At 63.5% G+C, this 24153-nt stretch carries 22 protein-coding genes; 8 read left to right on the plus strand and 14 right to left on the minus strand.

Features of this window, described 5'->3' with window-relative positions; all coding sequences use genetic code 11:
• Window positions 1-128 precede the first annotated feature (128 nt).
• Window positions 129-1559 carry a xylulokinase gene (xylB, locus tag IVB54_RS28150; RefSeq protein ID WP_247363508.1) on the minus strand — a complete coding sequence of 477 codons (1431 nt, stop codon included), beginning with the start codon at window positions 1557-1559 and terminating at the stop codon, window positions 129-131.
• 143 nt (window positions 1560-1702) lie between these two features.
• Between xylB and IVB54_RS28155 the strand changes: the two genes are divergently transcribed.
• From IVB54_RS28155 to IVB54_RS28170, 4 genes are all read left to right on the plus strand, one after another.
• Window positions 1703-2956 carry an MFS transporter gene (locus IVB54_RS28155; protein WP_018458269.1) on the plus strand — a complete coding sequence of 418 codons (1254 nt, stop codon included), beginning with the start codon at window positions 1703-1705 and terminating at the stop codon, window positions 2954-2956.
• A 24-nt stretch (window positions 2957-2980) separates the two neighbouring features.
• A complete protein-coding gene (locus tag IVB54_RS28160; RefSeq protein ID WP_018458268.1) occupies window positions 2981-4174 on the plus strand; it encodes a M20/M25/M40 family metallo-hydrolase in 1194 nt (397 codons plus the stop codon).
• A 74-nt stretch (window positions 4175-4248) separates the two neighbouring features.
• Window positions 4249-5337 carry a mandelate racemase/muconate lactonizing enzyme family protein gene (locus IVB54_RS28165; protein ID WP_018458267.1) on the plus strand — a complete coding sequence of 363 codons (1089 nt, stop codon included), beginning with the start codon at window positions 4249-4251 and terminating at the stop codon, window positions 5335-5337.
• Window positions 5338-5442: 105 nt separating this feature from the next.
• The gene (locus IVB54_RS28170; RefSeq protein WP_247776537.1) at window positions 5443-6591 is read left to right on the plus strand and encodes an amidohydrolase; all 1149 of its coding nucleotides are present in this window, start codon (window positions 5443-5445) and stop codon (window positions 6589-6591) included.
• 6 nt (window positions 6592-6597) lie between these two features.
• Here the strand turns inward: IVB54_RS28170 and IVB54_RS28175 are convergent, their stop codons facing one another.
• Window positions 6598-6909, minus strand: a complete 312-nt coding sequence (locus IVB54_RS28175) for a hypothetical protein (RefSeq protein ID WP_018458265.1) — start codon at window positions 6907-6909, stop codon at window positions 6598-6600.
• On the opposite strand from IVB54_RS28175, the gene IVB54_RS28180 reads away from it, so the two are divergent.
• Window positions 6908-7693: a DUF72 domain-containing protein gene (locus IVB54_RS28180; RefSeq protein ID WP_018458264.1), complete on the plus strand. Its 786-nt coding sequence runs from the start codon at window positions 6908-6910 to the stop codon at window positions 7691-7693. The two genes, IVB54_RS28175 and IVB54_RS28180, sit on opposite strands and share 2 nt — an antisense overlap.
• On the opposite strand, the gene IVB54_RS28185 is transcribed toward IVB54_RS28180, so the two are convergent.
• Window positions 7690-8877, minus strand: coding sequence for a CoA transferase (locus tag IVB54_RS28185; protein ID WP_018458263.1), 1188 nt, complete (start codon window positions 8875-8877; stop codon window positions 7690-7692). The two genes, IVB54_RS28180 and IVB54_RS28185, sit on opposite strands and share 4 nt — an antisense overlap.
• Window positions 8878-9043: 166 nt before the next feature.
• Between IVB54_RS28185 and IVB54_RS28190 the strand changes: the two genes are divergently transcribed.
• A complete protein-coding gene (locus IVB54_RS28190) occupies window positions 9044-9931 on the plus strand; it encodes a hypothetical protein (RefSeq protein ID WP_018458262.1) in 888 nt (295 codons plus the stop codon).
• A gap of 109 nt (window positions 9932-10040) precedes the next feature.
• On the opposite strand, the gene IVB54_RS28195 is transcribed toward IVB54_RS28190, so the two are convergent.
• From IVB54_RS28195 to IVB54_RS28210, 4 genes are all read right to left on the minus strand, one after another.
• Complete coding sequence (locus IVB54_RS28195; RefSeq protein ID WP_026233545.1) at window positions 10041-11387, minus strand: carbohydrate porin; 1347 nt, start codon at window positions 11385-11387, stop codon at window positions 10041-10043.
• A gap of 137 nt (window positions 11388-11524) precedes the next feature.
• Complete coding sequence (locus tag IVB54_RS28200; RefSeq protein WP_018458260.1) at window positions 11525-12586, minus strand: ABC transporter permease; 1062 nt, start codon at window positions 12584-12586, stop codon at window positions 11525-11527.
• Window positions 12583-14109: a sugar ABC transporter ATP-binding protein gene (locus IVB54_RS28205; protein WP_085352050.1), complete on the minus strand. Its 1527-nt coding sequence runs from the start codon at window positions 14107-14109 to the stop codon at window positions 12583-12585. Before IVB54_RS28205 ends, IVB54_RS28200 begins: the two co-directional genes overlap by 4 nt.
• A gap of 65 nt (window positions 14110-14174) precedes the next feature.
• Entirely contained in the window at window positions 14175-15140 is a 966-nt protein-coding gene (locus IVB54_RS28210; RefSeq protein WP_085352214.1) for a sugar-binding protein, read from the minus strand.
• A 254-nt stretch (window positions 15141-15394) separates the two neighbouring features.
• On the opposite strand from IVB54_RS28210, the gene IVB54_RS28215 reads away from it, so the two are divergent.
• Window positions 15395-16657 carry an ROK family protein gene (locus IVB54_RS28215; RefSeq protein WP_026233544.1) on the plus strand — a complete coding sequence of 421 codons (1263 nt, stop codon included), beginning with the start codon at window positions 15395-15397 and terminating at the stop codon, window positions 16655-16657.
• Window positions 16658-17255: 598 nt separating this feature from the next.
• Complete coding sequence (locus IVB54_RS28220) at window positions 17256-18026, plus strand: hypothetical protein (protein ID WP_026233543.1); 771 nt, start codon at window positions 17256-17258, stop codon at window positions 18024-18026.
• 37 nt (window positions 18027-18063) lie between these two features.
• On the opposite strand, the gene IVB54_RS28225 is transcribed toward IVB54_RS28220, so the two are convergent.
• The 7 genes from IVB54_RS28225 to IVB54_RS28255 all read right to left on the minus strand — a co-directional run bounded on the left by IVB54_RS28225 (window position 18064) and on the right by IVB54_RS28255 (window position 24152).
• Entirely contained in the window at window positions 18064-18480 is a 417-nt protein-coding gene (locus IVB54_RS28225) for a tetratricopeptide repeat protein (RefSeq protein ID WP_018458254.1), read from the minus strand.
• 202 nt (window positions 18481-18682) lie between these two features.
• A complete protein-coding gene (locus IVB54_RS28230) occupies window positions 18683-19081 on the minus strand; it encodes a hypothetical protein (protein ID WP_018458253.1) in 399 nt (132 codons plus the stop codon).
• A 12-nt stretch (window positions 19082-19093) separates the two neighbouring features.
• Entirely contained in the window at window positions 19094-20749 is a 1656-nt protein-coding gene (locus IVB54_RS28235) for a type II and III secretion system protein family protein (RefSeq protein WP_018458252.1), read from the minus strand.
• Window positions 20750-21243: 494 nt separating this feature from the next.
• Complete coding sequence (locus IVB54_RS28240) at window positions 21244-21663, minus strand: TadE family protein (RefSeq protein WP_018458251.1); 420 nt, start codon at window positions 21661-21663, stop codon at window positions 21244-21246.
• Entirely contained in the window at window positions 21660-22997 is a 1338-nt protein-coding gene (locus IVB54_RS28245) for a TadE/TadG family type IV pilus assembly protein (RefSeq protein WP_247776538.1), read from the minus strand. Before IVB54_RS28245 ends, IVB54_RS28240 begins: the two co-directional genes overlap by 4 nt.
• Before the next feature lie 9 nt (window positions 22998-23006).
• Window positions 23007-23453: a hypothetical protein gene (locus IVB54_RS28250; protein ID WP_051113041.1), complete on the minus strand. Its 447-nt coding sequence runs from the start codon at window positions 23451-23453 to the stop codon at window positions 23007-23009.
• 51 nt (window positions 23454-23504) lie between these two features.
• Window positions 23505-24152, minus strand: a complete 648-nt coding sequence (locus IVB54_RS28255; RefSeq protein WP_018458248.1) for a methyltransferase — start codon at window positions 24150-24152, stop codon at window positions 23505-23507.
• Window position 24153: the final 1 nt, after the last annotated feature.

Raw genomic sequence — 24153 nt, forward strand, 5'->3', positions numbered from 1 at the left:
AAAAGGTTGTGGCGCAGGGCAATACCTCCGGCATACCGACCAACGGTCCGGCGCTGCTTTTATCTTTTGCAGACGGAACCGATCCCGCGCGTGATGCCTTTTCTTCGCCACATCATCGCGTATCGCGATCAGCGCCGCGGCCGGTACAGGCGGCGCCATTGCGGCAGCCGCTCGGCATAGGCCTGCGCAAGCGCGCCGTCGGGCTCGAAGGTCTCGACGCGCTGTGGCGCGGTGCAGACGGCGTCGATCGCCTCACCGGTGACGGCGAGGCGGCCAAGCCGCGCCGCACCGAACGCCGCGCCCGTCTCGCCGTCGGCAAAGCGATGCACCGGCACGTTCAGGACATTGGCCAGCACCGAAAGCCAGAACCGCGACCGTGAGCCGCCGCCGATGACATCCGCCTCCGCGATCACCAATCCGGTCTCGGCCAGCACGTCCCGGCAATCCGCAAGCGCGAAGGCGACGCCTTCGAGCACGGCTTGCACGATCGCGTCACGATCGGTGGCGTGACTGATCCCATCGAGCATGCCGCGCACGTCGGGGTCATCGTGCGGGGTGCGTTCGCCGGAGAGGTACGGCAGGAAGCTGACCGGCGACGGCGCCCGCGGGCGCAACCCGAGCGGCGCCAGCAGCTCAGTCTCAGGGATCCCCAACAGCCGCGCGATCCAGGCCAGGCACGATGCCGCCGAGAGGATCGCGCCGGCTTGAATCCACCTGTCGGGGACGGCGTGACAGAACGTGTGCACGACCCGCTCCGGATTGGCCGCGATCGTCTCGGTCGGCACCAGCAATGCGCCGGAGGTTCCGAGCGAAATGAAGGCTGCCCCGGGATTGATGGCGCCGATGCCGATGGCTCCCGCCGGATTGTCGCCGGCCCCGCCCGCGATCATCGGCCAGCGCTGCGCCAACTCGCTCCGCAGCCGTGCAGCCGGCGCGCAGCCCTCGACCAGACGGGGCATCTGCCGGCGCGATAGCGCGGTCGCGGCGAGTCCTTCATCCGACCAATCGCGGCTGCTAACATCGAGCCACAGCGAACCCGAGGCGTCCGAGACATCCTCGATCGCCTCGCCGGTCAGCACCAGGCGCAGATAGGCCTTTGGTTGCAGCACGAGTTTTGTCGCCGCGAAGATCTCCGGTTCGTGCCTGGCGACCCACAGCAATTTTGGCGCGGTGAATCCCGGCATCGCCTTGTTGCCTGTCGTGGTCCGCAAGGCGGGCCAGCGCCGCTCCAGCTCGGCGCATTCCGCAAAGGACCGTCCGTCATTCCAGAGAATGCAGGGCCGCAACGGCCTGTGGCTGGCGTCGAGCAGCGTCGCGCCGTGCATCTGGCCGGACAGGCCGATGCCCTCGACCTCGGCCAGCTCGCGCGCGTGATCCGCCTTCAGCGCGTCCAGCGTCGCGAACGTCGCCTCGATCCACTGTGCCGGGTCCTGCTCGCAATGGCCGGGACGCGGCGAGGAGACCGTCAGTGACCGGCTGCGGCTCGCCACCACGCGCTGCGCGTCGTCGACCAGAACGATTTTGACGGCGGAGGTGCCGAGGTCGATGCCGAGATACATGATGTCACTAGCCTTGCACGTTTAGGATCTTGCGCGTCCGTTGCCTTGTGCATCCACGACATTGCGGCCATGGCGGTCCCGATGTTGGCATGCACCCGTCAATCATGTAACCCCACCCGAAACCTTGCCGGGACGCAACGCCCATGACCACCGCCGCCACCCACGACGCGGGAGCCACCCGCGCGCTGATCTTTGCGCTGCTTGCGCTGGCCTGCGGGCACATGCTCTCGACCTTGCTGCGCACCATTCCGGCGGTCAGCCTCGACCTGATGGCGGCGGATTTCGGCATCGAACCGCAGGCGCTGGCGAGCCTCACCTCGGTCTACCCGTTCGCGTTTGCGGCCGCGCAGATCCCGGTCGGTGCGGCGATGGACCGCTTTGGCGTGCGGCCGGTGTCGCTGAGCCTGCTCGCGGGAACCGTGGTCGGCGCCATCGCGTCGGGGTTCGCAACGGGACCCGAAAGCTTCGCCATCGGGCAGGTGCTGCTGGGCATTGCCACCTCCGGCATGCTGATGTGCCCGATGACGTTGGCGGCCAAGCAATTGTCGGCCGCGCGCTTTGGGCTGTGGTCGGGCGCGATCCTCTCGATCGGCAATATCGGCATGCTGTTGTCGTCGAGTCCGCTCGCCTTCGTGGTCGACACTTACGGCTGGCGCGCCGGGTTCTGGATCTCGGCGCTCGGCGGCGTCGCCGTGGCGCTCGCGGTGTTCCTGCTGGTGCCGAGCCAGCCGGCCGAGCACAAGGACGAGTCCTCGCCGCTGTCGCAGATGATCGAGGTGCTCAGGCTCGGACTGTCGCGGCCCTTGCGCGGCCTGATCGCGCTGGCCCTGGTGTCGCTTGCGACCTCGCTGGTGCTGCGCGGCCTGTGGGGCGGACCGTGGCTGATGCAGGTCAAGGGATTGTCGCGGGTCGAGGCCGGCAACCAGCTCGGCGCGTTCACGCTGGCCATGATCGCAGGTCCGCTTGTCATCGGCATGATCGACCGCAGGCTGGGACGCCGCCGCGCGCTGGTGGCGGGAACGCACCTCGTCGGGGCATTGCTGCTGGCGCTGATGGCGTTAGGGGCCCCGCGCTATGCCATTTCCGTGTTGTCTGGTGTTGCGGTGATGCCGCCGCAATACGACCTCGTGCTGTTCGTGCTCATCGGGCTTGCCACTTCCGCACAGCCGCTGCTGTTCGGCATGTCGCGGCAGCTGGTCGACGCCCAAGTTGCGGGCAAGGCGCTCGCGGCGATCAACCTCGCCTTCTTCCTCGGCGCGGCGCTGATGCAATCGATCACCGGTGCGGTGGCGGCGTTTGCAGGGTTGCCGGCGGTGCTGCTTTTCATGGCAGCCATGCTTGGCATCGGCGCGCTGATCTTTTTGGTCTATACCTCGCCAAGACCGACGATAGAGTAGAGCCCTGCATCAAGGGGACATCTCATGCCTGTCGACACCAAAGCCGCCACCGACCGCCTCTTGCGCTTTCTCGCCGTCGAGGGCGTCACCGGACAGGAGGCCGCGATCGGGCGTGAGCTCACGGCTGCGCTGAAGGAGAGCGGCGTGCCGGCGAAAGCGATCCGGCTCGACGACGCCAATACCCGCATTCCGGTGCCGACCGAGACCGGCAACCTCATCGTCGACCTGCCCGGCCGCGGCGCGCTGCACAACCAGCCGCGCATCATGTTCATGACCCACATGGATACCGTGCCGCTATGCGCCGGCGCCAAGCCGAAAAAGTCGGGTCGCAAGATCGTCAATGATGCGAAGACCGCGCTCGGCGGCGACAATCGCTGCGGCTGCGGCGTGCTGGTGACGCTGGCGGCCGAGCTCGAAAAGCAGCAACTCGATCATCCGCCGATCACGCTGCTGTTCTGCGTGCGCGAGGAGAGCGGGCTCTATGGCGCGCGCCACGTCAAGCTGGACGAGTTCGGCTCGCCGGTGATGGCCTTCAACTATGACGGCGGCTCGGCCTCCAACGTCGTCATCGGCGCCGTGGGTGCCGACCGCTGGACCGTGGAAATCTTCGGCCGCGCCTCGCATGCCGGCGTCGCGCCGGAGCGCGGCATCTCCTCGACCATGATCCTCGCGCTTGCGCTCGCCGACGTGAAGGCCGGCGGCTGGTTCGGCAAGGTGGTCAAGCGCAAGCAGCAAGGCACCAGCAATGTCGGCCCCGTCACCGGCGGCGAGGGAAGGCCCGCGGGCGACGCCACCAACGTCGTCACCGACTACGTGCATGTGCGCGGCGAAAGCCGCAGCCACGACGGAAAGTTCTTCAAGGAGATCACGAAAGCCTACAAGGCCGCGTTCGAGAAGGCGGCCAAGAAAGTCACCAACGCGCAAGGCAAGTCCGGCAAGGTCAAGTTCAAGGCCGAGACCGACTATTTCCCGTTCCGCATGAAGGACAACCTTCCCGTCGTCAGACGCGCGGTGGAGGCCGTGTCCGCCGTCGGCGGCACCCCGAACGTGCGCACCGCCAATGGCGGCCTCGATGCCAACTGGATGGTCCGCCACGGCGTTCCGACCGTGACCTTCGGCGCCGGCCAGAACGAGGTGCACACGATCGACGAGTGGATCAATCTCGACGAATACGACCGCGCCTGCGCGCTGGCCGTGCAGCTCGCGACGATGCGGTGAGCTGCCTTGCATGGCGCGCGCTTGCCGGGCGGTGCGCGTCGGCCTAGCCTGCAAAGAAAACGCAGGGAGGCCGCATGCCGCGCATTTCGACCATCGAGACCGGATTCTACCGGATCCCCCTTCCCGTCACGCTGTCGGACTCGATGCATGGCGACATGGCGGCGTTCGAGCTGATCACCTGCCGCATCCGGGATGCCGATGGCGCCGAGGGCGTCGGCTACACTTACACGGTCGGACGCAATGGCGGCGCCGTCGCCGACATCCTCAAGCGCGAGATCCCGCCGCTCGTCGAAGGCCGCGAGGCCGATGATACCGAGGCGATCTGGCACCAGGTCTGGTGGGCACTGCATTATGGCGGGCGCGGCGGGCCGGCGGTGCTGGCGCTCTCGGCACTCGACATCGCGCTGTGGGATTTGAAGGCGCGGCGCGCGCAATTGCCGCTGTATCGATTGCTCGGCGGGTTCGACGCGCGCGTGCCGTGTTATGCGGGCGGCATCGATCTCGATCTCTCCGTCGAGGCACTGCTCGCGCAGACTGACGGCAATCTCAGCAAGGGCTTTCGCGCCATCAAGATGAAGGCCGGCCGCCCCGATCTCAAATCGGATGTGGCGCGGGTCGCGGCGATGCGACAGCATCTCGGTGACGGCTTTCCGTTGATGGTGGATGCCAACATGAAATGGACGGTCGAGGAAGCGATCCGCGCCGCCCGCGCGTTCCAACCGTATGACCTCACCTGGCTCGAGGAGCCGATCATTCCCGACGACGTCGCGGGCCACACTCGCATCATGCAGGCCGGCGGCGTGCCGATCGCGGCGGGCGAGAATTTGCGTTCGCTTTGGGAGTTCAAGAACTACATCGTCGCGGGCGCGGTGTCCTATCCCGAGCCTGACGTCACCAATTGCGGCGGCGTCTCCGCCTTCATGAAGATCGCGCGGCTGTCGGAGGCGTTCAACCTGCCCGTCACCAGCCATGGCGCGCATGACGTCACCGTGCACCTGCTCGCGGCCTGCCCGAACCGGTCGTATCTGGAGGCGCACGGTTTTGGGCTCGACAAATTTATCGAGCATCCACTGGTGCTGCAGGACGGGCTTGCGCTCGCGCCGGACCGTATCGGCCACGGCATCAGCTTCGATTGGGACGGGCTGGCGAAGCTGTCGGCGTAGACGGGAGCGCGTTGCTGCACGCGAGGCATTCGCTGAGGCTTGATGCAAGCTGCGGTTATTCGGCTATGGTGTCGACGCCGACACACAAGCCGAGAGATTCCCGCCTTGACCCCCGAGCTGCACCAGAAACTGACCGCGTGGCGCCGGCATTTGCATGCGCATCCCGAACTGTCCCTCCAGGAGAAAGTCACCGCGGCCTTCGTGCAGGACAAGCTCACCGAGCTCGGCATTTCCTTCGAGGCCAACATCGGCGGTCACGGCATCGTCGCGACCCTGACGCGCGGCCACGCCCAGGGCCGCGTCGGCCTGCGGGCCGACATGGATGCGCTGCCGATCACCGAAGATACGGGGCTAGCTTACGCTTCGCAAAACCCCGGTGTGATGCATGCCTGCGGCCATGACGGGCATACCGCTTCGCTGCTCGGCGCGGCCGCGCTGCTCGCCGCCGACACCAGCTGGAGCGGGACGGTCGATTTCATCTTCCAGCCGGCCGAGGAAGGTTATGGCGGCTCGCGCGCGATGGTCGCGGCCGGGCTGTTCGACCGCTTTCCGATGCAACGGGTGTTCGGCTTTCACAACTGGCCGGGGCTCGCCGCCGGCACCATCGCGGTCCATGACGGCGTCGTCATGGCCTCCGGCGGGCGCATCACCATCACCATCGATGGCCATGCCGGTCACGCCGGCATGCCGCATCTGACGCGCGATCCGGTGATGGCGGCCGGCCATTTGATCGTGGCGCTGCAATCGATCGTCTCGCGCAGCGTCGATCCGCTCGACACCGCCGTGCTCTCGCTCTGCACGCTCGAAGGCGGCACGGCACGCAACCAAATCGCCGGACGCGTCTCGATCGGCGGCACGCTGCGCTACCATCGCGATGCGGTGAAGGACACCGTTTTGGCGCGGATCGAACAGATCTGCGCCGGGATTGCCACGAGCTTCGGCGTCAAGGTCACGCCCGAGATCGTCATTGGCGTCGGCCTGGTCATCAACACGCCGGCAGAAGCGGATCTCGCGCGCCTCGCGGCGGACACGGTACGGGCCGAGTTGCGGCGCGACCTCGCGCCCAGCATGGCCGGCGAGGATTTTGCCCACTATCTCTCGCGGCGTCCGGGCGCCTTCGTCTGGATCGGCAATGGCGAATTGCGGGATGGCGCCGAGCTGCACGGCCCGCGCTATGATTTCAACGACGCGATCCTACCGGTGGCATCGAGCTGGATGGCGGAACTCGCCAAGGCGGCGCTGGCCTCGAACTAGGCCCGCTCACGAGATCTCGCGCGGCAACTTCCAGCCGGGCTTCGGCTCGAACGTCTCCTCGACCTGCGCGACGTGATAGCCGGCGGGCAGAAGGCGGCCGCCCTCCTCGTCCGCGACCGGTACGTCGGTTACCAGCCCCTCGATCAAGGCGGCTTCCCACACCTCCTTCTCCGTCGGAAAGGGATCGCCGATCTGCTTGTTGCCTTCGAACAGCGCGTACATCGGTTCCGGTCCTGCGTTGATCAAGCTCACGAGCAACGTATCGGCCGCACGGACGTTCCCATCCGGCAAATCGCAATGGATGGACACGTCGAACATGGCGCGCGTTCTGATCGGAACTTCCGGCTGGCATTACGCCTCCTGGCGAGGCCCGTTCTTTCCCAAGGGCGTGACGCTGAAGCAGCAGCTGAGCTACTACGCCGGACAGTTCGACACCACCGAGCTGAACGGGGTGTTCTACCGCACCCCGACGCCGGAGGCCGTCGAGGGTTGGCGGGAGCAGACCGGCCGCGATTTCGTCTTTGCCTGGAAGGCCTCGAAATTCATCACGCACTGGAAGCGCCTGTCGGATCGCTCGGTGAACAGCCTCGAACTGCTGGAGGATCGCATCTCACGGCTCGGCGGCAAGGCCGGCCCGATCCTGTTCCAGCTCCCGCCGCAATTCGAGGCCGACGCGGACCGCCTCGCCGGCTTCTTCAAGCTGTTGTCGCGGAAGCGGCGTTACAGTTTCGAATTCCGTCATCCGAGCTGGTATCAGCCGCGCATCTTGCGGATGCTGGCCGACGAGAACATCTCGCTGTGCCTGTCCGATCATCACGACGCGCCCGCGCCATGGAAGCGCACGGCGGATTTCGTCTATGTGCGCGGGCACGGGCCCAGCGGGCGCTATCACGGGCACTATACGAAACCCACGCTGGCGCAATGGGCGCGGCGCATCAAATCCTGGAAGCGGCAGGGCTGCGACGTCTACGTCTATTTCGACAACGACCAGAAGAGCGCGGCGCCGGCCGATGCACAGGCGTTGAAGCAATTGCTCAACGTGCGGCAAAGCGCGGCGATCACGACGGCAAGCCGCCGTGCAGGTGCCGTTGTTCACCGCTAGACGATGCCGCCTTGCCGGAGCGCCGCGATCGCGGCCTTGTCGTAGCCGAGCTCGGTCAGGATAAGATCGGTATGCTCGCCGAGCGTGGGCGGGCGCATCGCGATTTCGCCGGGCGTTTCCGACAGGCGGACGGCGGCGCGTGCCACCGGTGCGGGCTTCGGCAGACCTGGATAGTCGACGTCCTGCATGAATCCGGCGGCGCGGACGTGCGGATGATCCAGCGCCTGCTGCGGGCTCAGCACGGGGCCGGTCGGAATCATGGCCTTGCCCAGGGTGTCGACGGCTTCCTGCGTGGTGCGCTCGGCGCACCAGCGCGCCATGCGCTCGCTGATGACAGGGCCATTGTTGCCGCGGCTGATGTCGTCGGCAAAGCGCGGATCGTTCAGCCAGACCTCCTCCTCGCCCATCAGTTTCGCCCAGCGCTTGAACAGCGGATGCCCCGTGACCTGGCACAGCACCCAGCCGTCCCTGGTGCGGTAGATGTCGGCAGGCGCCGCGGTCTGGCCGAGATTGCCTGTCGGCACGCGATTGACGTTGATGACGGCCTGCTCGATCAGCGTCGCGTTGGTGAAGGACAAGGCGGTTGCGAGCAACGCGCCCTCGACGATCTGCCCGCGCCCGGATTTGCCGCGCTCGATCAGTGCGGCGAGCGTGCCGAACGCGCAATGTAGCGCGGTCCCGAAATCGACCCAGTTGACCGCGGCCCGGTAGGGTGGATCGCCGGCGCCCGTCATGTACACCGAGCCCGACATGACCTGGCCGACACCATCGAAGCCGACACGGTCGGACCATGGCCCCGGCCCGCCAAACGCGGTGGCCGTCGTCAGGATGATGTCCGGCTTGATCGCCTTGAGCGAATCGTAGTCGAGCTTCATCGCGCCCAAGGTCTGCGGCGGCAAATTGGCGACGACCACGTCCGCGGTCGCAATCAGGCGGCGCATCACCTCCTGTCCTTCCGGCTTCATCGGATCGAGCGTGAGGCACTTCTTGTTGCGGTTGACTTGAAGAAACAGCGCGCCTTCGCCAGTTTCGCCGACCGGCGCCACGAAACGATCCTCGCTGCCGTCGCGCTTCTCCACGCGAATGACCTCGGCGCCGAATTCGGCCAGCAAGGTCGCGCAATAGGGCCCCGCGATATAGCGCCCGAAATCAAGAACGCGGACGCCCGCCAGAACCCCTCCCATCGATCTCTTTCCTTTGTGCTTTTTGTCAGCTTACAGGGATTGGCATTTGCGGCAAGGTGGCAATGGACGCCATGCCCCACCCTCGAGATGTGATCGGCGAATCATTTCGACTGGCGGAAATTGTGCTCTAGTATGGACCTGTCCCTCCCCCATCAGAGCCCCGTCCATGCCGCAACAATTCGATCGATCCAAAGAAGATCTCGGCAACGCGATCCATTTCGAGCACGTCAACATCCAGGTCCCGGACCAGCGCCTCGCCACGCTGTTCTATGTCGCAGGTCTCGGGCTCACCCGGGATCCGTATCTGATGGTGTCCGACACCAACATGTGGATCAACGCCGGACGGAGCCAGTTTCATTTGCCGAGCGGCCGGCCGCAGGTGCTGCGCGGTCATGTCGGACTCGTCATCGCGGGCCGCGAGGCGCTGCTGGCGCGATTGGCGTCGGTCGCCAAAAAGCTCGAGGGCACCGCGTTCGCCTTCGCCGAGCATAACGACCATGTCGAGGCGATTTGTCCGTGGGGCAACCGCCTGCGCTGCTACGAGCCCGACGCCGCGCGCTTCGGCCGTGTCGCGCTCGGCGTTCCCTATGTCGAGTTCGACGTGCCGGTGGGATCGGCCGCTCGCATCTGCGCCTTCTACCCCGAGATCATGGGCATGCCATCCGAGTTACGGAACGGCGACGGTACGGTTGCCGCCGTGAAGACCGGCCGCGACCAGCATCTGTTGTTTCGCGAGACCGATCGGCCGCAAGGCGACTATGACGGCCACCATGTGCAGATGTACATCACCGATTTTTCCGGCCCTTACCGCAAGCTGCTGGCGCGCGATTTGATCTCGCGCGAGGACAATCAGTACCAGTACCGCTTCTGCGACATCGTCGATCTCGACAGCGGCAAGCCGCTGTTCACGGTCGAGCACGAGGTGCGCAGCGCCACCCACCCGATGTTCATGCGGCCGATGGTCAATCGCAATCCGGCGATCAACAACCGCAATTACGCGTTCGGTCACGATCAGGCGTCTTGGGCGATGGGACCGGATCAATACGAGGGATAGGTGATAACCAAGTCCCGGGCGGCTCCGCTGAGTGGAGCCGCCACACGTTGCGTGCGCTCCGGTGGGACGGGCATGCCCCACCTTTCGCATCAGACGGGTGAGCGTCCCGTCAGAAGTGGACCTCGGTGCGCATGCCAAGAACCACGGCGTTGTCGGTCTTCACGCCCGCCGCGTTATAGCCGCGCCCACCGGGATTGATGACATACTGAGCGTCGAACTTGAGGTTCAGCCAGCCGGTCGCCTGCCATCCGTACCAGACTTCAAGCGGCACTTCGTTGCCGCCGGCGTTCGGACTGAGGGCAGCCGTGTTCACGTGCGTCGTGCCGACCGCGAAGCCGACTTCGTCCTGGGGACGCCAGGAGAACGTTCCGGTATGCCTGAAGCCCAGGGCGATCTGGTAATCCTGGTACGAGGTCCGGTGATCGGCAACGGTCGTATTGAGGAAGGTGTACCAACCTACCGCACCGGGACCGTCAACGGTCAATCGTTGCAGGATCGATTCGTAGACACCGTAGCGGCCGCGTTGATCGCTGATATTTTGATCGGGCACACCACCGACGCCCGGGATGGTGCCGATAACACCCGGAAGGCCGCCATCAATGGACGAGGCGCTGTCGTACCAGCCGCCGAGTCTCCAGGTCCCGGTCAAGGGGCCCTTCGGCGTCCAGACCAACTCCACCGGCACCATCACGCCACTGGCGGGGTTCGAGGCGGGAATGCCGGGCAAGAAGTAGACGCCCGGGTCTGACGTCGTCAGGTAACCCGGATTGGCATCGTAGACACCGACCGACACCGTGAATTCCGGCGCGATCTTGTAGTGGACGACACCGGCCCACTGGCTCACCGGCCAATTGTAGATGTAGCCGCCCTGGATGTTGCCGGGCTGACCGCCGCAGAAGGTCAGGTTGATGAACTCGCACAGGCCGAAGAAGAAGTCGGAGCCGACCGGAAGACGGCCGCCCTTGAGTTCAAGGCTGTCATCGAAAAGCTTCTGCGAGTAATAGAGCTGCGTCAGGCGCAGAATATTGCCGCGGCCGAACACTTCGTTGGTCAGCTGCAGGGCGGGAATGTCCGCTTCGGTATTCAGATTCTTGCCGAAGCGGTCGACCAGCGTGAGACCGACGGTGCCGCCGGGAATGCCGGCGAGTTTTCCCATGTCCAGCTTCGCGCCGAACCACAACTGGCCGGCGTTGGCCGCGGTATTCCTGCTTCCGCCGGAGACATTGCCGACCGATTCGTTACCGAGCGTCAGGCCGACATCGATGCCCTGCTCCTTCAGCCTGGTCCTGCCGAGATCGCCGAACAGATACGGTCTCGTCCAGAAATCGTCAGCCGCATAAGGAACAGGCGCAGCTTTCGTCGAAAAGTCGGCCGCATACACTCCACCGCAAAACAGCGATGAGAAAGCAATCCCCACACCGCACACCCCTGCGGTGTTCATAAACCTGCGCAACATTTTACTCGTCCTCCCGCCGTCTCAGGCTTTACTTGTTTCGCCTCACGCCCCTGCCCAAAGCCCTCGAGCCTGGAACGCGCTCCCTCCCCCAGCGGCCGCCGACCAGGCAGCCTTGTGTCAACTGGAGCGTGGATCTGTCATGCCCGATCAACCGTTCTCGCCGGCAATGCATCCGCGGCGCGCGGTGACGTGCCCTGGACTTGCTCCGCCAATGTCGATTTCGGCGCAGTGCGGGCGACGCCGGCCAGTGCCAGCTTGCGCCGCCGTCGCGCCTGCAATTGCTGATCCGCCAACACGCCGATCAGAATGACCGTCCCCATCACCGCGAAGTTCAGCGAATTCGGGATGCCCAGGATATTCACCAGGTTCTGCAGCACCTGCAGCAGCGCCGTGCCCAGCACGATACCGAGAATGGACCCCTCGCCGCCGCGCAGGCTGCACCCGCCCAGCACGGCGGCAGCAATCGCGTAGAGCTCGTAGAAATTTCCGAAGGAGCTCGGCGACACCGAGTTCGTGTAGAACACGAACAAGACCGTCGAAACTCCGGCGAGTCCGCCGCTGATGATATAGGCGGTTGCGATCACGATATTGGTGTTGATGCCCGAGAAGCGTGCCGCCTCCTCGTTCTTGCCGACGGCATAAAGCCAGCGCCCGTAGACCGAGCGGTGCAGCAGCACGCCAAGGATCAGCGCAAGGATGATCAGGAGGATGAAGGTGTTCGGGATTCCCGCCAAATGGCCCGAGGCGATGTTGCTCAGTGTCGCCGCCTCGTCGCCGTAACCGAAGCCGCGGGTCGAATCGCTCGTGTAATAGCGGGCGGCGCCGCGATAGATCAGCAACCCACACAGCGTCACGATGAAGGGCTGCATCTTCAGGCGGGTGATCAGGAACCCCTGGATGCCGCCGAGCACCAGCCCGCCCAGCAGCACGGCCAGCAGTGCCAGGGGCCACGGCACCTGGTAGGTCGTCAGAAGATCCACGAACACGACGCCGAGCAGCGCAAACATCGAGCCGAGCGACAGGTCGATGCCGCCGGTGATGATCACGAGTCCCTCGCCGAGCGCGAACACACCGAAGAGGCCGATCAGATTGGCCATGTTCAAGAGGTTCACCAGCGACAGGAAGGCGGGATTGATCGCGCCGGTGATGGCGGCGATCACCACCAGCAGCAATGCCAGACCGAGCTCTTTCCTGATCATGGCGCGGCCGCTTCCGCGGTTTCCAGCGCCTGGCCCATGGCTAGCCGCAACACGTTGTATTCGCTGAACTGCTCCCGCTCGAGCACGCCGCTGACGCCGCCTTCATGCATGACCGCCACGCGGTCGGAGACGCCGATGACCTCCTCCATGTCCGAGGAGATCATCACGATCGCGACGCCCTGGTCGGCAAGCTCGCGCATCAACGCGTAGATCTCGCCCTTGGCGCCGACGTCGATGCCGCGGGTCGGCTCGTCGAAGAACATCACGCGCGGCTGCATGGACAGCCATTTGCCGAGCACGACCTTCTGCTGGTTGCCGCCGGAGAGCGTCACGGCCTCCATATCGATGCTTGGCGCCTTGATGGAGAGGCGCCTGACCTGCTCTTTAGCGACCTTGCGCTCGGCCGCGCCGCTGACCAGCCACATCCGCGCGTGATCCAATAGGCTCGCCAGCGTCATGTTCTCGCGGATCGGCAGCTCCAGCACGAGCCCGGATTTCTTGCGGTCCTCCGGCACCAGATAGATGCCTTGGCTGATCGCGTCGCGCGGCGATGCGACAGCGACCGGTGCGTTGTCGATCCTGATCTCGCCGCCCAGCAGCGGGTCAATGCCGAAGGCGGCGCGGGCAAGAGAAGTGCGGCCAGCGCCCACGAGCCCCGCCAGTCCCAGGATCTCGCCATGCCGCACGGAAAGATCAACCTGCCGGTCGGGAAAGGCCGATGTCACGGCGCCGACGATATCGCAGCCGCCCGGCCGCGGCGCCTGTTTCGGCGGGGTATGCAGCGCTTTGAGGTCGCGACCGATCATCAACCGGATCAGCGCGGCATGGCTTAGCTCGTTCCGCGCCAGCTCTCCCACGGTGCGACCGTCACGCAGCACCACGACGCGGTCAGCGCAGGTCATGATCTCTCCGAGCCGGTGAGAGATATAGATCACCGAAATGCCGTGCGCCTTCAGATCGGCAATCACCTCCAGCAGCCGTTCGGTCTCCGAGATCGTCAGGCTGGAGGTCGGCTCGTCCATGATGATCACGCGGGCGTCGATCGAGAGCGCCTTGGCGATCTCCACCATTTGCCGCTCGGCGATGGAGAGGTCTTCGACCAGCGTATCCGGCGCAAAATCGGCACCCAGCCGCTCCAGCAGCGGGGTCACCCGAGCACGCATCTCGGCATTGTCCACCAGCTTCAGCGGCCCGCCCATCAGCTTCTCGCGCCCGATGAACACGTTGGCTGCGACGTCGAGATTCTCGAACAAGTTCAGCTCCTGGTGCACGAAGGCGATGCCGGCCCGCGTCGCCTCGGTCACCGTGGTTCGGGCATACTCGCTGGTGCCGATGCGGATCACGCCTTCGCTCGGCGCGATCACGCCACCCAGCACGCGCATCAGCGTCGATTTGCCGGCGCCGTTCTCGCCGATCAAACCCAACACTTCGCCGCGATAGACGCGCAGATTGACGTCGTCGAGCGCCCTGACCCCGGGATAGGTCTTGCTGATCCCGCTGAGCTCCAGCAGTGTCTCTGCCATGTCTCCGCTTTCCTCCCGCCCAAAGCCCGGCCACCGCGGCGGCCGGGCCGTGAAGCACGCTGAAGTCACTTCTTCAGCAGCTCCTTCAGATGAGCGGTAAACTCCGCAACGTTGGACTTGCTGACCACCTGGGTCGGCACGATCAGCTTGCTGTCGGCCGGAATCCAGGACTTGTCGCCGTTCAGCGTCTTGATGATGTTGATGGCGGAGAGATACCCGAACTCGTACGGCTGCTGCACGACAGTGGACTCGATCGTCCCGTCGGATATTCCCCGCAGCGTGCGCTGATCTTCGTCGAAGCCGACTATTTTCACCTTGCCGGCCTTGCCAGCCGCCTTGACTGCGTCATAGATCAGCGGAGTCTCGTAGCTCCAGAGGCCGGACAAAAGCGCGATGTCGGGATATTTGACCAGCACGTTCTCCATGTTCGCCTTGGCCTTGGCGAAGTCCACCTGGTCGGTGAACACGTCGACCAGCTCGACCTTGGTGCCGGCGATCGCGTCCTTGATACCCTGCACCCGCTCGCGGGCGTTGTCCGCGTCCATCGTGCCGACGAACAGCGCGATCTTGCCGCCGTTCGGCAACGCCTTCTTGATCTCCTCGCCTGCCTGGCGCCCGGCCGCGACGTTGTCGGTGCCGATATAGGCGAGACGCTTGCTCTGCGGCGCGTCGCTATCCGTCGTGATCAACACGGTCTTGGCCGCAACCTTGTTGAGCTCTTCGGTTGCGTGCGGCGCATCGTCGACCGAGATGGAGATGCCGGCGACGCCGCGCACCAGCAGGTCATCCAGCTCGCGCCGCTGGCCCGCCGCCGTCGCTTCGTTCGTGACGATCAACTGGATGTCGTATTCCGGGTGCTCCTTCTGAGCCTTTTCGAGCCCCCGGCCGGCGATCGTCCAGAAATCGGCCGCGGCATTGGTGACCAGCGCGATGGTCTTTTTCTGCTGGGCCTGCGCCGCCCCCGTGGCGATGGCCAGCGCAGCTGCGGTCGCAAACAGCGACACCATTAGTTTTTTCAGCGATTCGTTCATGTACACCTCGCTTGGGTCACCCCGTTCAGGGGTTTCACAGCGCTTATGCGCTATCTTTTATTTACGTCGCGAACAAATGTCGCAGGGCAAACCAGCCGGATCAGGATGTACTTGCCCCTTCTTCAACTCTAAATAGTACAGACGGTACGATAATAGTAAATATGGCTGCTGAAAACCGAATCCGATTGTGCTTTTCCGGTCACACACGCATCCCATCCCTCAATTAAATTTACCTGATGAATTAAAGAGGCAGCATGGTTGACCAAATTGAGCCGTCCAGACGCGTGTCAAACACCGCCCGTGAATCCAACCGCGGCCGTCTCGTCGATGTCTTGCGACGCCAAGGGCCGCTGCCGCGCGTGGCGCTCGCCCGGAGTACAGGGCTGAGCTTCCCGGCCGTTTCCGGCCTGACGTCGCGGCTGATCGCAGAAGAGTTGCTCTGTGAGAGCGAGACGGCGGCAACGCCGTGGTCCGAGGACGGCGAGGAAGAAGATGCGGACGGGCTGAATGGCCGCCGCCGCGGCCGGCCGGCCGTGCTGCTGACCCTGAATCCGGAGTTCGGGCGCATCGCCGCGGTCTCCGTGCGCATGAACCTGATCGAGACGCTGATCGCGGATTTCCGGGGCTCCGGCGTCGCGCAGTCGCGACTTGCACTGTCGACGCGCGCGCTCGATGCAGGCGCGCTGCGCGATCTCGTGATTGCGCAGATCAATGCGCTGCTCGATGCGACGGCGACGCCGCGCCATCGGCTGTTGGGAATCGGGATTGCGCTGCAAGGCATCGTGAACGTCGACACCGGCACGACACTGTGGAGTCCCGCGCTGTCGATCACCGAAGTCGATCTGGCGACGCCGATACGTCAGGCGTTCGGCGTCGATGTCGTCATGGCGAACGACGCTGTCGCGGTCGCGCTCGCCCTCACGGCCGCCGAACCGGCATTGGCGCAAGGCCTCTCGGCCACGATCATGGTCGGTCACGGCATCGGGATGGGCGTCGTTGCCGATGGTGAAGCACGTTGGGGCGCCGGCAGCGAGATCGGCCATGTCAAGCTGGCGCCGGACGGGCCGCAATGCCGCTGCGGCCAGCGCGGCTGTATCGAGGCTTATCTTGCCGATTACGCGCTCTACCGCGACGCCCGCACCTTTCTCGATCTGCCGCCGGCGGACTCGCAGCAGCCATCGGAGGGACAGATGGCCCTGTTGCGCGAGCGCGCGCTGGGCGGCGATCCACGTCTCGAGCACCTATTCCTGCAGGCGGGTCGCGCGCTCGCCGAGGCGGTCGCAGCAACGATATCCGTGCTGCGGCCGCACCATGTCATCCTGGCGGGTCCAGGCCTGATGGCATTCGACATGATGCGCCACGCCTATGAGGAGCGGCTTGAGCAGGCGGTGTTGCCATGGCTGCTCAGGTCCACGGCGATCCATCTGCGTCCAAGCGAATCGGCGGTCATTGTCGAGGGCATGGTGCGACGGACGCTGCGGGTCGTGGACCAAAACCATATGGAAGCGACCGAGTAAGCGCCGAGAGCTAAGCGCTGGCTGGGGCGGGAGGGATCGAACCTCCGAATGGCGGAATCAAAACCTGCCCGATTATATAGTGATTTCAAGGCGCATTTGGAAAAAATGGTCGAAACACGCTCCAGTAATTTCAGTAGGTTGGCTAGTGTTTCCAAATGAAAAGGGGGCAGCTAGCGATCGATCGAGCAACGCAGCTGCCCTTCAGATTCGCTTAGTCATGGCGCGCGCTATCACGCATGCAAGCGCCTTGGCGTAAGCGTCTGAAGAACCCGATAAAGCGGCTCATTGAGAGACAGCCACAGCGGTAGAACAACCAATAACGTACCGGTCGCACCCTGGGCTTAACCAGCTGAAATTGGGCATTCGTCGCACGACATGGTGCCTCATTGCACTGTCTATGGTCCGCGTGGTCGGAACGTGCATTCGCGGGGCGAACCTTGGCATCTGTTGGTGCCCTATCTCCTGAAGCTATCCTCAGAACGGTTCACGGCGCGGCCTGGCGCCTTTTTCGTTCCGATTGATCCAATCTTCGGGTACCCTATTCTATCCGCGTCGGCGGAACTGCTGAAGTTGATAGATGGCTCCACGGAGAATGGAGATGGGCCGGCTCGATAAGCAGATGGATCCCTTCCACCCTGCCGCTCATCTGACTACGGAGGATCGCGTCCCCGAGGATCTAGAGCTTGAGCAAGTCGACACGGCGTCGTTAGTTGATCCGGCCCGAGAGGAAGCCGCCTCGTCGCCCGCGCATTTTGGGTCAGGCCGGTCGGCGGCAAGCGTAACGGGCTCTACCGACTGGATGCACCGAGCACGCCGCATCTGGCGGAGCCATCTCCAGCGCGAACAACTCCCCCGGACGGCCGGACGGTCGATGGGAAACTTTGAGCGGTGGTTGATCGCATTGCTGAGCGTCGGCTTTGTCGTGGGCTGCGTTTGCGCGATCATTGTCTTCATGCAGGCCAACGCGCGCAAATTGGAGATCGCAGCACTGCAACGTGACATCATCGCGCTCAAGCTACGCGTAGCCAGGCTCGATCAGATCGCAAGCACCAATGAGATACGTGAAAAAGCAAGCAGTGAAACATCCAAGCCGCCGTCGGAGACCCGTCCTGACCAGGCTCCGCTCATCCTATCACGTGAAGAGATTCAGCTTATCCGAGACTATATCAAGCCTGCACCAGTTGCAGGCTCCGCGACTGCGACGATCAAGGTCGGCGAACCCGTCGTGGGAGACACCGTTCCGTTTCCCTCTCCGATCACGGAGAAGGTGCGGAAACTGCTCGGCGCACGATTTACCGTTCGCAATGGCGTTGTTGTCATCGTCCGCAGCGGCAGCCGTCACGCTGATGCTGTGATTGGGCCAAATTGACGAGAACTGGCCGTGATCGCAGTATCCGGTCGATTGCTTATGGCTGGTTGTTTGGTGGTCTTTCAATGAACCGCCGGCTGCCATTGAGAAGCTCGAGGTTGTTGGCGATGACCGGATTACCTGGGTCGAGTGAATAGGCCTTCTCGAATTTCCGTCGCGCTGCATTCAGATTGCCGCGCAGCATGTACGAATATCCCTGGTCATTCAGAATCTGAACGGTTTCGCCTCCCAGCCGGATCGCTTGCGCATAGGCCTGATCGGCCAGATCGAAACGACGCAGCTTGTCGTAGCTCGCTGCGAGACCAATCCAGGCGGTGACGTCCTTGGGTGATTTCTCGACGGCGTCCTTGAAATAGCGCTGTGAGAGCCCGTAACTGCCGCGATTGTAATGCTCCAGCCCCAGCCGCACAGGCTCGTCCGACGGGTAGTACTTGACGTCGGTCGGCTCCTGCACCGGGTCCCCACCCGGTGGGTCTACGGGAGCCACGACGGCAGCCACCCTCGTGGTCTGGTCACATGCCGCAAGGCCTGGCGCCAGCCAGCAACAGGTCAGCAGTAGAATGGCACGTCGCATAATTTTTTGTCCCCCGCCCGGCCCAGCGGACTCACTGCACCGCACTCAATGTCCCGTCGCTGAACTCAACTACCAAAAGCCGCTACCTGCCCCCTGCCCCGCCGACTGGCACCGATATGCCCGACGATGCTCCCGCTCCCAATCCAGTTACGTTGACATTCTGCGTGACGGGCGGGCGCTGGCCCATTAGTTTCGTCGGATCACCGTTATCGGGAAGCTGATCCACCGGCTGTTGCTGGTTGCCGTAGCGCGTCACGGCCGAGCCCACACGTCGCGCGTCATACGCGATCCGGCGATCGCCCACGTATCGCGGCCATGGGTGGATGGTATGGGTCACGGCGTTGACCTGCTTGGCATCGCCGGCGGTCATCGTGATGCTGTTGGAACGCTGAAAGTAGCGGTCCACCTCGTCATGACCGGCGACGCCGTAACATCCCCCGAGCAGGATGGGCGCAAACAGAACCAGATGCCTGATCGTCATCTCGCGCGTCCTTTAGTTTAGAGTTTTGACGACCGTCTGATCGGCACTAGCGGCCGGGACGACGATGGGGGCCCGGACTTCAGGCGCGATGATGTGGCCATACGGTCCCTTCACTTCGCCTCCGGAATTGACGTAGTCATTGTAACGCTTGCGGACTTCCATCTGACCATTGAGGAAGAAATCGACGTCGTTGGCCGGCAGGCGGGAGTCGAGCGGCGAGGCCAATTGCTGACCGGGCGCCGCCGGCGCGACCAGGCGCGGCGTCACGATGATCACCAGATCGGTTTCTTCCTGCTGATAAGATTTGCTGCTGAACAGGCTTCCAATCACCGGCACCGAACCGATCCAAGGTAACTGCGAAACGTCCTGGCGATTGCGGGTCTGCAACAGGCCGGCGATGGCAAAGCTCTGGCCATCGCGCAACTCCACCGTGGTTCGCGCGTCGCGACGGGTCAGCGCAGGAACGGTCGTCCCCTGGATCGTCACCGCGTTGGCGAAATCAAGTTCGCTGACCGACGGCTCGACCCGAAGATTGATCACACCGCGCGAGAGCACAGTGGGGACGAAGGCGAGCTCAACACCGAACTTCTTGTAGTCGATCGTGATGGTGGGAAAGCCGTTTGTTGTCTGGGTCGGTATCGGTACCGGAAACTCACCGCCGGCAAGAAAGCGCGCGGCATCGCCGGACAGCGTGGTCAGATTTGGCTCCGCCAGCCGGCGTGCCAACCCCTTGGTTTCCAGCGCCGAGATCAATAGGTCCACCGAGCCGCCGCTGCTGGTTCTGACAATGCTGGTCAACAAGCTTCCGAACGGGGCCGGCGCGATGCCCCCCGCTGTACCGGCGAGCGTTCCCAGAGTTCCTAGTACCGGAAGGCTACCCGTCGGGGGAGCGCCGACATCCCCTCCCCCGGCACCGAGAGGACCGTTGGCGGTATTGATCCCACCAATCGGTGATCGACCGGCGGCGGTCACACGACCCAGCCCGGTGTTACCAACGTTCGTGCCGTTGGCATTGGCCGCATAAAGATTGACACCGAGGTTGCGGCCGGCTTCTCGGTTGACCTCGAGGAAGCGCACCTCGAGCATCACCTGTTGCGGGGCCGCGACGCTCATCGCGTTGACGACGACCCCCCCTTTCGCGACCGTGCTGGTGGCGATCGCCATGGCCCGCTCGGCCGTAACTGCGTCGGCCGCGACCCCGCTGAGCACCACCTGGCCCTCGGAAGCCGACACGCGGATACCTTGCCCGCCGGTGCTGGTCCGGATGTTCTGCTGCAGATTGCCGGTATCGATCACGACCTCGACGTCGAGAATCCCGATCTGCTTCATCGAGCTGTCGAACAGGATGACGTTGGTAGTGCCGGTCTGCTTGCCCTGCACGTAGATGAGGTGATCGCTCAGCGACTTCACGTCGACGATGTCAGACGAGCCCGCCACGATCGTCGCAAAGGCCGTGTCGACTTTGAAGGTACGTGACTTGTTGAGGACGAGCTTGACCCGCTGGACGTCGTTCATCTCGCTGACGATGACGCCGCCGGATGAGCCCCGCCGGTCTGCAGCCGCCGCGCGGTCAGCGAACCCAGACGAGGCGAGCGCCGCGCCCAGACCCATCACGCCGAAGGCGAGAAGCCTCCCGACCTTGTTACCCGAAACGCCATCGCCACTCATCCGAGTCCCCCACTGCGATCCACGAAGATTCCCGCAAATCTACGTGCTCGACGTCCTCAACATTTCCCCTCTGCGCACCACGTCGCAGAGCTTACAATCTGTCCCACTACAATTCGTTACTTCGTGTTTCCAAGATCATCCTCCCTGATGCAGGCAGCTTGCAAGACGAGATACTTACCGCACCGCCGCAAGCGGAAAGAAAACTCTTCAATGTTGCCAGCGCGCATCATTCCCACTGGCTGTGGGGAACTATCCCGCCGCACGAGTGCAATTGGCGCGCGCTTGCGTCGCGGCATTTGCTATCGAAGGACATTCGGTCGCACGCTCGGAGATTCGCTTGGCCGAGTGCAAATCCCTCTGGTGAAATTCCGCACCCGCGCGTTTGACCAAACTCGACCAACTTCTTAATCCCCGATCGAAAAGCGGACGCCCGAACGGCGTGGCCACGTAGCGCTGTCGGGCGAAACATGTCAGGCGTGCTGCCATATTCGCCCCTAGAAGGGAATCTGGTTGGAGGCGCTCGGCGCATTGAGCGCTGTGCCCCATATGGGCATCAGCATCGTAAACTTTGCTTGGGAAGCTGTAACACTCAAGCTGTTGCTGTTGGCCCCCACGGTCAGCGTTGGCGTCAGACCTCCGAAAAACAGGAAGGGAGCCGCGTTCTTCTTGGCGGCGGTGGACAGGGGATCCCCGGTGCAGCCGGCCGGCGACTGCGGCGGGCTTTGAAGCAAGGCAGGCGTATAGCAGCTGATCATGACCGCACGGGCGCCAGCACTCGCAAGCGTCCGCAAGGATTGCATCGTGATGGCATAGCGCCCAAGATCGAAGATGACGAACATCAATGTGAAAAGCGCCACGAACACCACGATGAATTCAAAGGGCGCGATACCGCGATTGTCGAGCTTTCTCATCATTGCACCAAAGCGACAACTTGGGTGTAAATGATGGTGGCCGGCGCACAGCCTTGCGTGCTGAGGTAGCCGCCACCGCTCATGTCGATCGTTTTGGCGATCACTTGCGAACAGGTCGTATTCGCACTTGAAGTCGTACCGGCCCAGCTAACGTCGACCTTGGGAAAGTAGGTAGCCCCGCCCAGGCTAACCTGGCCGCCGCCGTTTATAGTGACCTTGTTGCTGGTCTTGCTCGGGGCCTGATCATCAATCAGGACGCCATTTAGATCAGAGGAGAAGGTGTTAGTGGCAGGTGCGGATAGATCAGCCGTCCCCCCGTTGATGGTGAGCTGCGAGTCTCCGAGCAAGACGAGGGTTACGCCTGCGCCTTTCAGTTGTCCGCCGGTCATCTTTATATTTGCTTTGTAGAAGAAATATGTTCCCGGATCCAAAACGTACTTGTCGCCATTCTGCACCGTGAAATTGCCGTAAGCTCCAGTCCCGGCGCTATTGGGCGCGCAATGCTTCCACCCATCCGCCTGAAGGGTGCAGGGCATACTTGTATTGCCCGTCCTGCTGTTAAACGATGCGGTGTCCAGTTTGCTGAGCGGATTGCTAGCGTACGTCATGAAATAGTTGTGCGGCACGCTGACATTGCTGCAGCTGCCCGTGGGGGTGCAGCCACTTACACCATAAACTGCCCATCCCGAGCCGGTGAACGTTGGAGTGCTGGCAAGTTGAACACTGCTATCCGACATCAGCGCGCAGCCGGTTCCGTTGTTGCTGAGGTTGCCAGCAAGCTTGAGCGCGCCTGAGTCAGGTCCAAGCGCCAGGACGCAGGCCTTTGTCGGCTGCTGAACCATGGCAATCGCTTGGGCGGGGATGTTGACGGTTGTCAAACCCAGCACTGCCGCCAAGTACGCCGGTTGTTGCTGGCTGACCCTGGCGCGAACGGCATTGCCGGTGCCTGCAGGTGGCGTTGTGAACGCGCCCGCATTGTAATCGCCGATATCGATCTGCACGGCCCGCGAGGTTCTGGTCGGTAGGCTCGTCGGACAGTTTCTCCCCGGATAGCCGGTAGCGTCGTTGGGACTGTAGTTGCAAAACCCGTTCTGTGCCGCGAATTCCTTGCCGCGATAATCCACTGTCTGGGTTTCGCAGGCCGCGCCCGCCATCGTACATGAAAGCCGCAATGCGCCCGAATAGGCCGCCGAGTCCGCGGCGTTCTGCGCGTGCTGGCGGGTGACGTACCACGATCCGGCCTCGGCCCCGATCGCGACTACTCCGATGAGCGGCACGAGAGCGATGACTGTTGCTAATGCGGCGGAACCTCGTTGGGAACGGAGCAGATCACGCATGGAAACACCCTACTGGAAGCGTTCTGAGTGACGCAGCGTGTACGTGCAGGTGGTCGGACACAGCAGCGAACCCACAAAAGGCGGGCGTGCCCCAAGCGGGGCCAAAGTGACGGTTGTCGAAAATGTAATGTACTTTGGAGAAGCAAGATTGCTCGGCGAACAGGTGGCCCCTGCGTCGCCGCACAAAACCTGAAGGTTGCTGATCGCATGACCTGCGACTGTGGTCTGTAGCCCTGTCTTCCAGCTCACCGTGCCGTCAGGGGCGAGCGGATTAGCGTACTGCACATACTGCCCGAAGGAGCGCAATGCGCTCCATGCGGAGATAAACTGGAAGCCCGCAGCAGCCAGGTCGGCGAGCGGCACAAGCAGGAACGACGCCAAGAAAATGTAGACGATCATGGCCTCAAGCCCGACGGCGCCGCGTTGATCCACGATCAACGACTTCTTGTGGCTCATGAGTTGACCTCCACCGATACTCACCCTTCCGGTCTCCGACCGGAACAGCACTCACCAAACGTAAGGGACCACTCTCCAGCGCGATGCTTCGTAACCGGAATATTCCGGGCAGTTGCGACGAAGCAGGTCCTCTTCGTAATAAATGCGGCAAACCTGAACGCCGATATGCAAGACGAGCAAGGCCGCTGTCAGCGGCGTCGGGCTTCTCAGCACCACGCCCAACACGGCGATTTCCTCCGCAAGGTAGAGCGGGTGCTTGATCCACCGATACGGGCCCGTTTGCACCACGTTGCGCGCCTGTGGCACCAGACTGAACGACCTGCCAAGATGTCGGATGGTGACCAGCATCATGATCATGCCGATCAACACGCACGCGGTGGACGCCAGGTTTGGTAACGCCTTGTCGGTTTCGCCGAAGAAGGCGATCGTCCACGGCATGTAGGTACCGACGAACGCCGCTATCCTTGGCAGACGGCCGTTCGCTTGCGCCTTCGCCGGAGGCCGCGTGATGATCAACAGCGCCAGGAGCACGTAGAAGACAGCGAGGCAAACACTCGACAGGAGCGACGGCCAGGGATCATGAGCCGACGATCCGATCTTGATGGCGACGCCAAGCGCCAGCAACATGAACCACATGCCGCCGAACAGTTGCATCGTCCGATCGTAAGAGGAGGTTTTCGACAGGGCAATCGTGCTCATG

The sequence above is a fragment of the Bradyrhizobium sp. CW1 genome (genome assembly GCF_023100665.1).
Lineage (GTDB): Bacteria > Pseudomonadota > Alphaproteobacteria > Rhizobiales > Xanthobacteraceae > Bradyrhizobium > Bradyrhizobium canariense_D.

What these genes read in the sequence shown, in the direction of transcription:
- xylB (WP_247363508.1), bottom strand. Translation starts at nt 1,559, where the DNA reads ATGTATCTCGGCATCGACCTCGGCACCTCCGCCGTCAAAATCGTTCTG.
- IVB54_RS28155 (WP_018458269.1), top strand. Translation starts at nt 1,703, where the DNA reads ATGACCACCGCCGCCACCCACGACGCGGGAGCCACCCGCGCGCTGATC.
- IVB54_RS28160 (WP_018458268.1), top strand. Translation starts at nt 2,981, where the DNA reads ATGCCTGTCGACACCAAAGCCGCCACCGACCGCCTCTTGCGCTTTCTC.
- IVB54_RS28165 (WP_018458267.1), top strand. Translation starts at nt 4,249, where the DNA reads ATGCCGCGCATTTCGACCATCGAGACCGGATTCTACCGGATCCCCCTT.
- IVB54_RS28180 (WP_018458264.1), top strand. Translation starts at nt 6,908, where the DNA reads ATGGCGCGCGTTCTGATCGGAACTTCCGGCTGGCATTACGCCTCCTGG.
- IVB54_RS28175 (WP_018458265.1), bottom strand. Translation starts at nt 6,909, where the DNA reads ATGTTCGACGTGTCCATCCATTGCGATTTGCCGGATGGGAACGTCCGT.
- IVB54_RS28185 (WP_018458263.1), bottom strand. Translation starts at nt 8,877, where the DNA reads ATGGGAGGGGTTCTGGCGGGCGTCCGCGTTCTTGATTTCGGGCGCTAT.
- IVB54_RS28190 (WP_018458262.1), top strand. Translation starts at nt 9,044, where the DNA reads ATGCCGCAACAATTCGATCGATCCAAAGAAGATCTCGGCAACGCGATC.
- IVB54_RS28195 (WP_026233545.1), bottom strand. Translation starts at nt 11,387, where the DNA reads ATGTTGCGCAGGTTTATGAACACCGCAGGGGTGTGCGGTGTGGGGATT.
- IVB54_RS28200 (WP_018458260.1), bottom strand. Translation starts at nt 12,586, where the DNA reads ATGATCAGGAAAGAGCTCGGTCTGGCATTGCTGCTGGTGGTGATCGCC.
- IVB54_RS28205 (WP_085352050.1), bottom strand. Translation starts at nt 14,109, where the DNA reads ATGGCAGAGACACTGCTGGAGCTCAGCGGGATCAGCAAGACCTATCCC.
- IVB54_RS28210 (WP_085352214.1), bottom strand. Translation starts at nt 15,140, where the DNA reads ATGAACGAATCGCTGAAAAAACTAATGGTGTCGCTGTTTGCGACCGCA.
- IVB54_RS28215 (WP_026233544.1), top strand. Translation starts at nt 15,395, where the DNA reads ATGGTTGACCAAATTGAGCCGTCCAGACGCGTGTCAAACACCGCCCGT.
- IVB54_RS28220 (WP_026233543.1), top strand. Translation starts at nt 17,256, where the DNA reads ATGGGCCGGCTCGATAAGCAGATGGATCCCTTCCACCCTGCCGCTCAT.
- IVB54_RS28230 (WP_018458253.1), bottom strand. Translation starts at nt 19,081, where the DNA reads ATGACGATCAGGCATCTGGTTCTGTTTGCGCCCATCCTGCTCGGGGGA.
- IVB54_RS28235 (WP_018458252.1), bottom strand. Translation starts at nt 20,749, where the DNA reads ATGAGTGGCGATGGCGTTTCGGGTAACAAGGTCGGGAGGCTTCTCGCC.
- IVB54_RS28240 (WP_018458251.1), bottom strand. Translation starts at nt 21,663, where the DNA reads ATGATGAGAAAGCTCGACAATCGCGGTATCGCGCCCTTTGAATTCATC.
- IVB54_RS28245 (WP_247776538.1), bottom strand. Translation starts at nt 22,997, where the DNA reads ATGCGTGATCTGCTCCGTTCCCAACGAGGTTCCGCCGCATTAGCAACA.
- IVB54_RS28250 (WP_051113041.1), bottom strand. Translation starts at nt 23,453, where the DNA reads ATGAGCCACAAGAAGTCGTTGATCGTGGATCAACGCGGCGCCGTCGGG.
- IVB54_RS28255 (WP_018458248.1), bottom strand. Translation starts at nt 24,152, where the DNA reads ATGAGCACGATTGCCCTGTCGAAAACCTCCTCTTACGATCGGACGATG.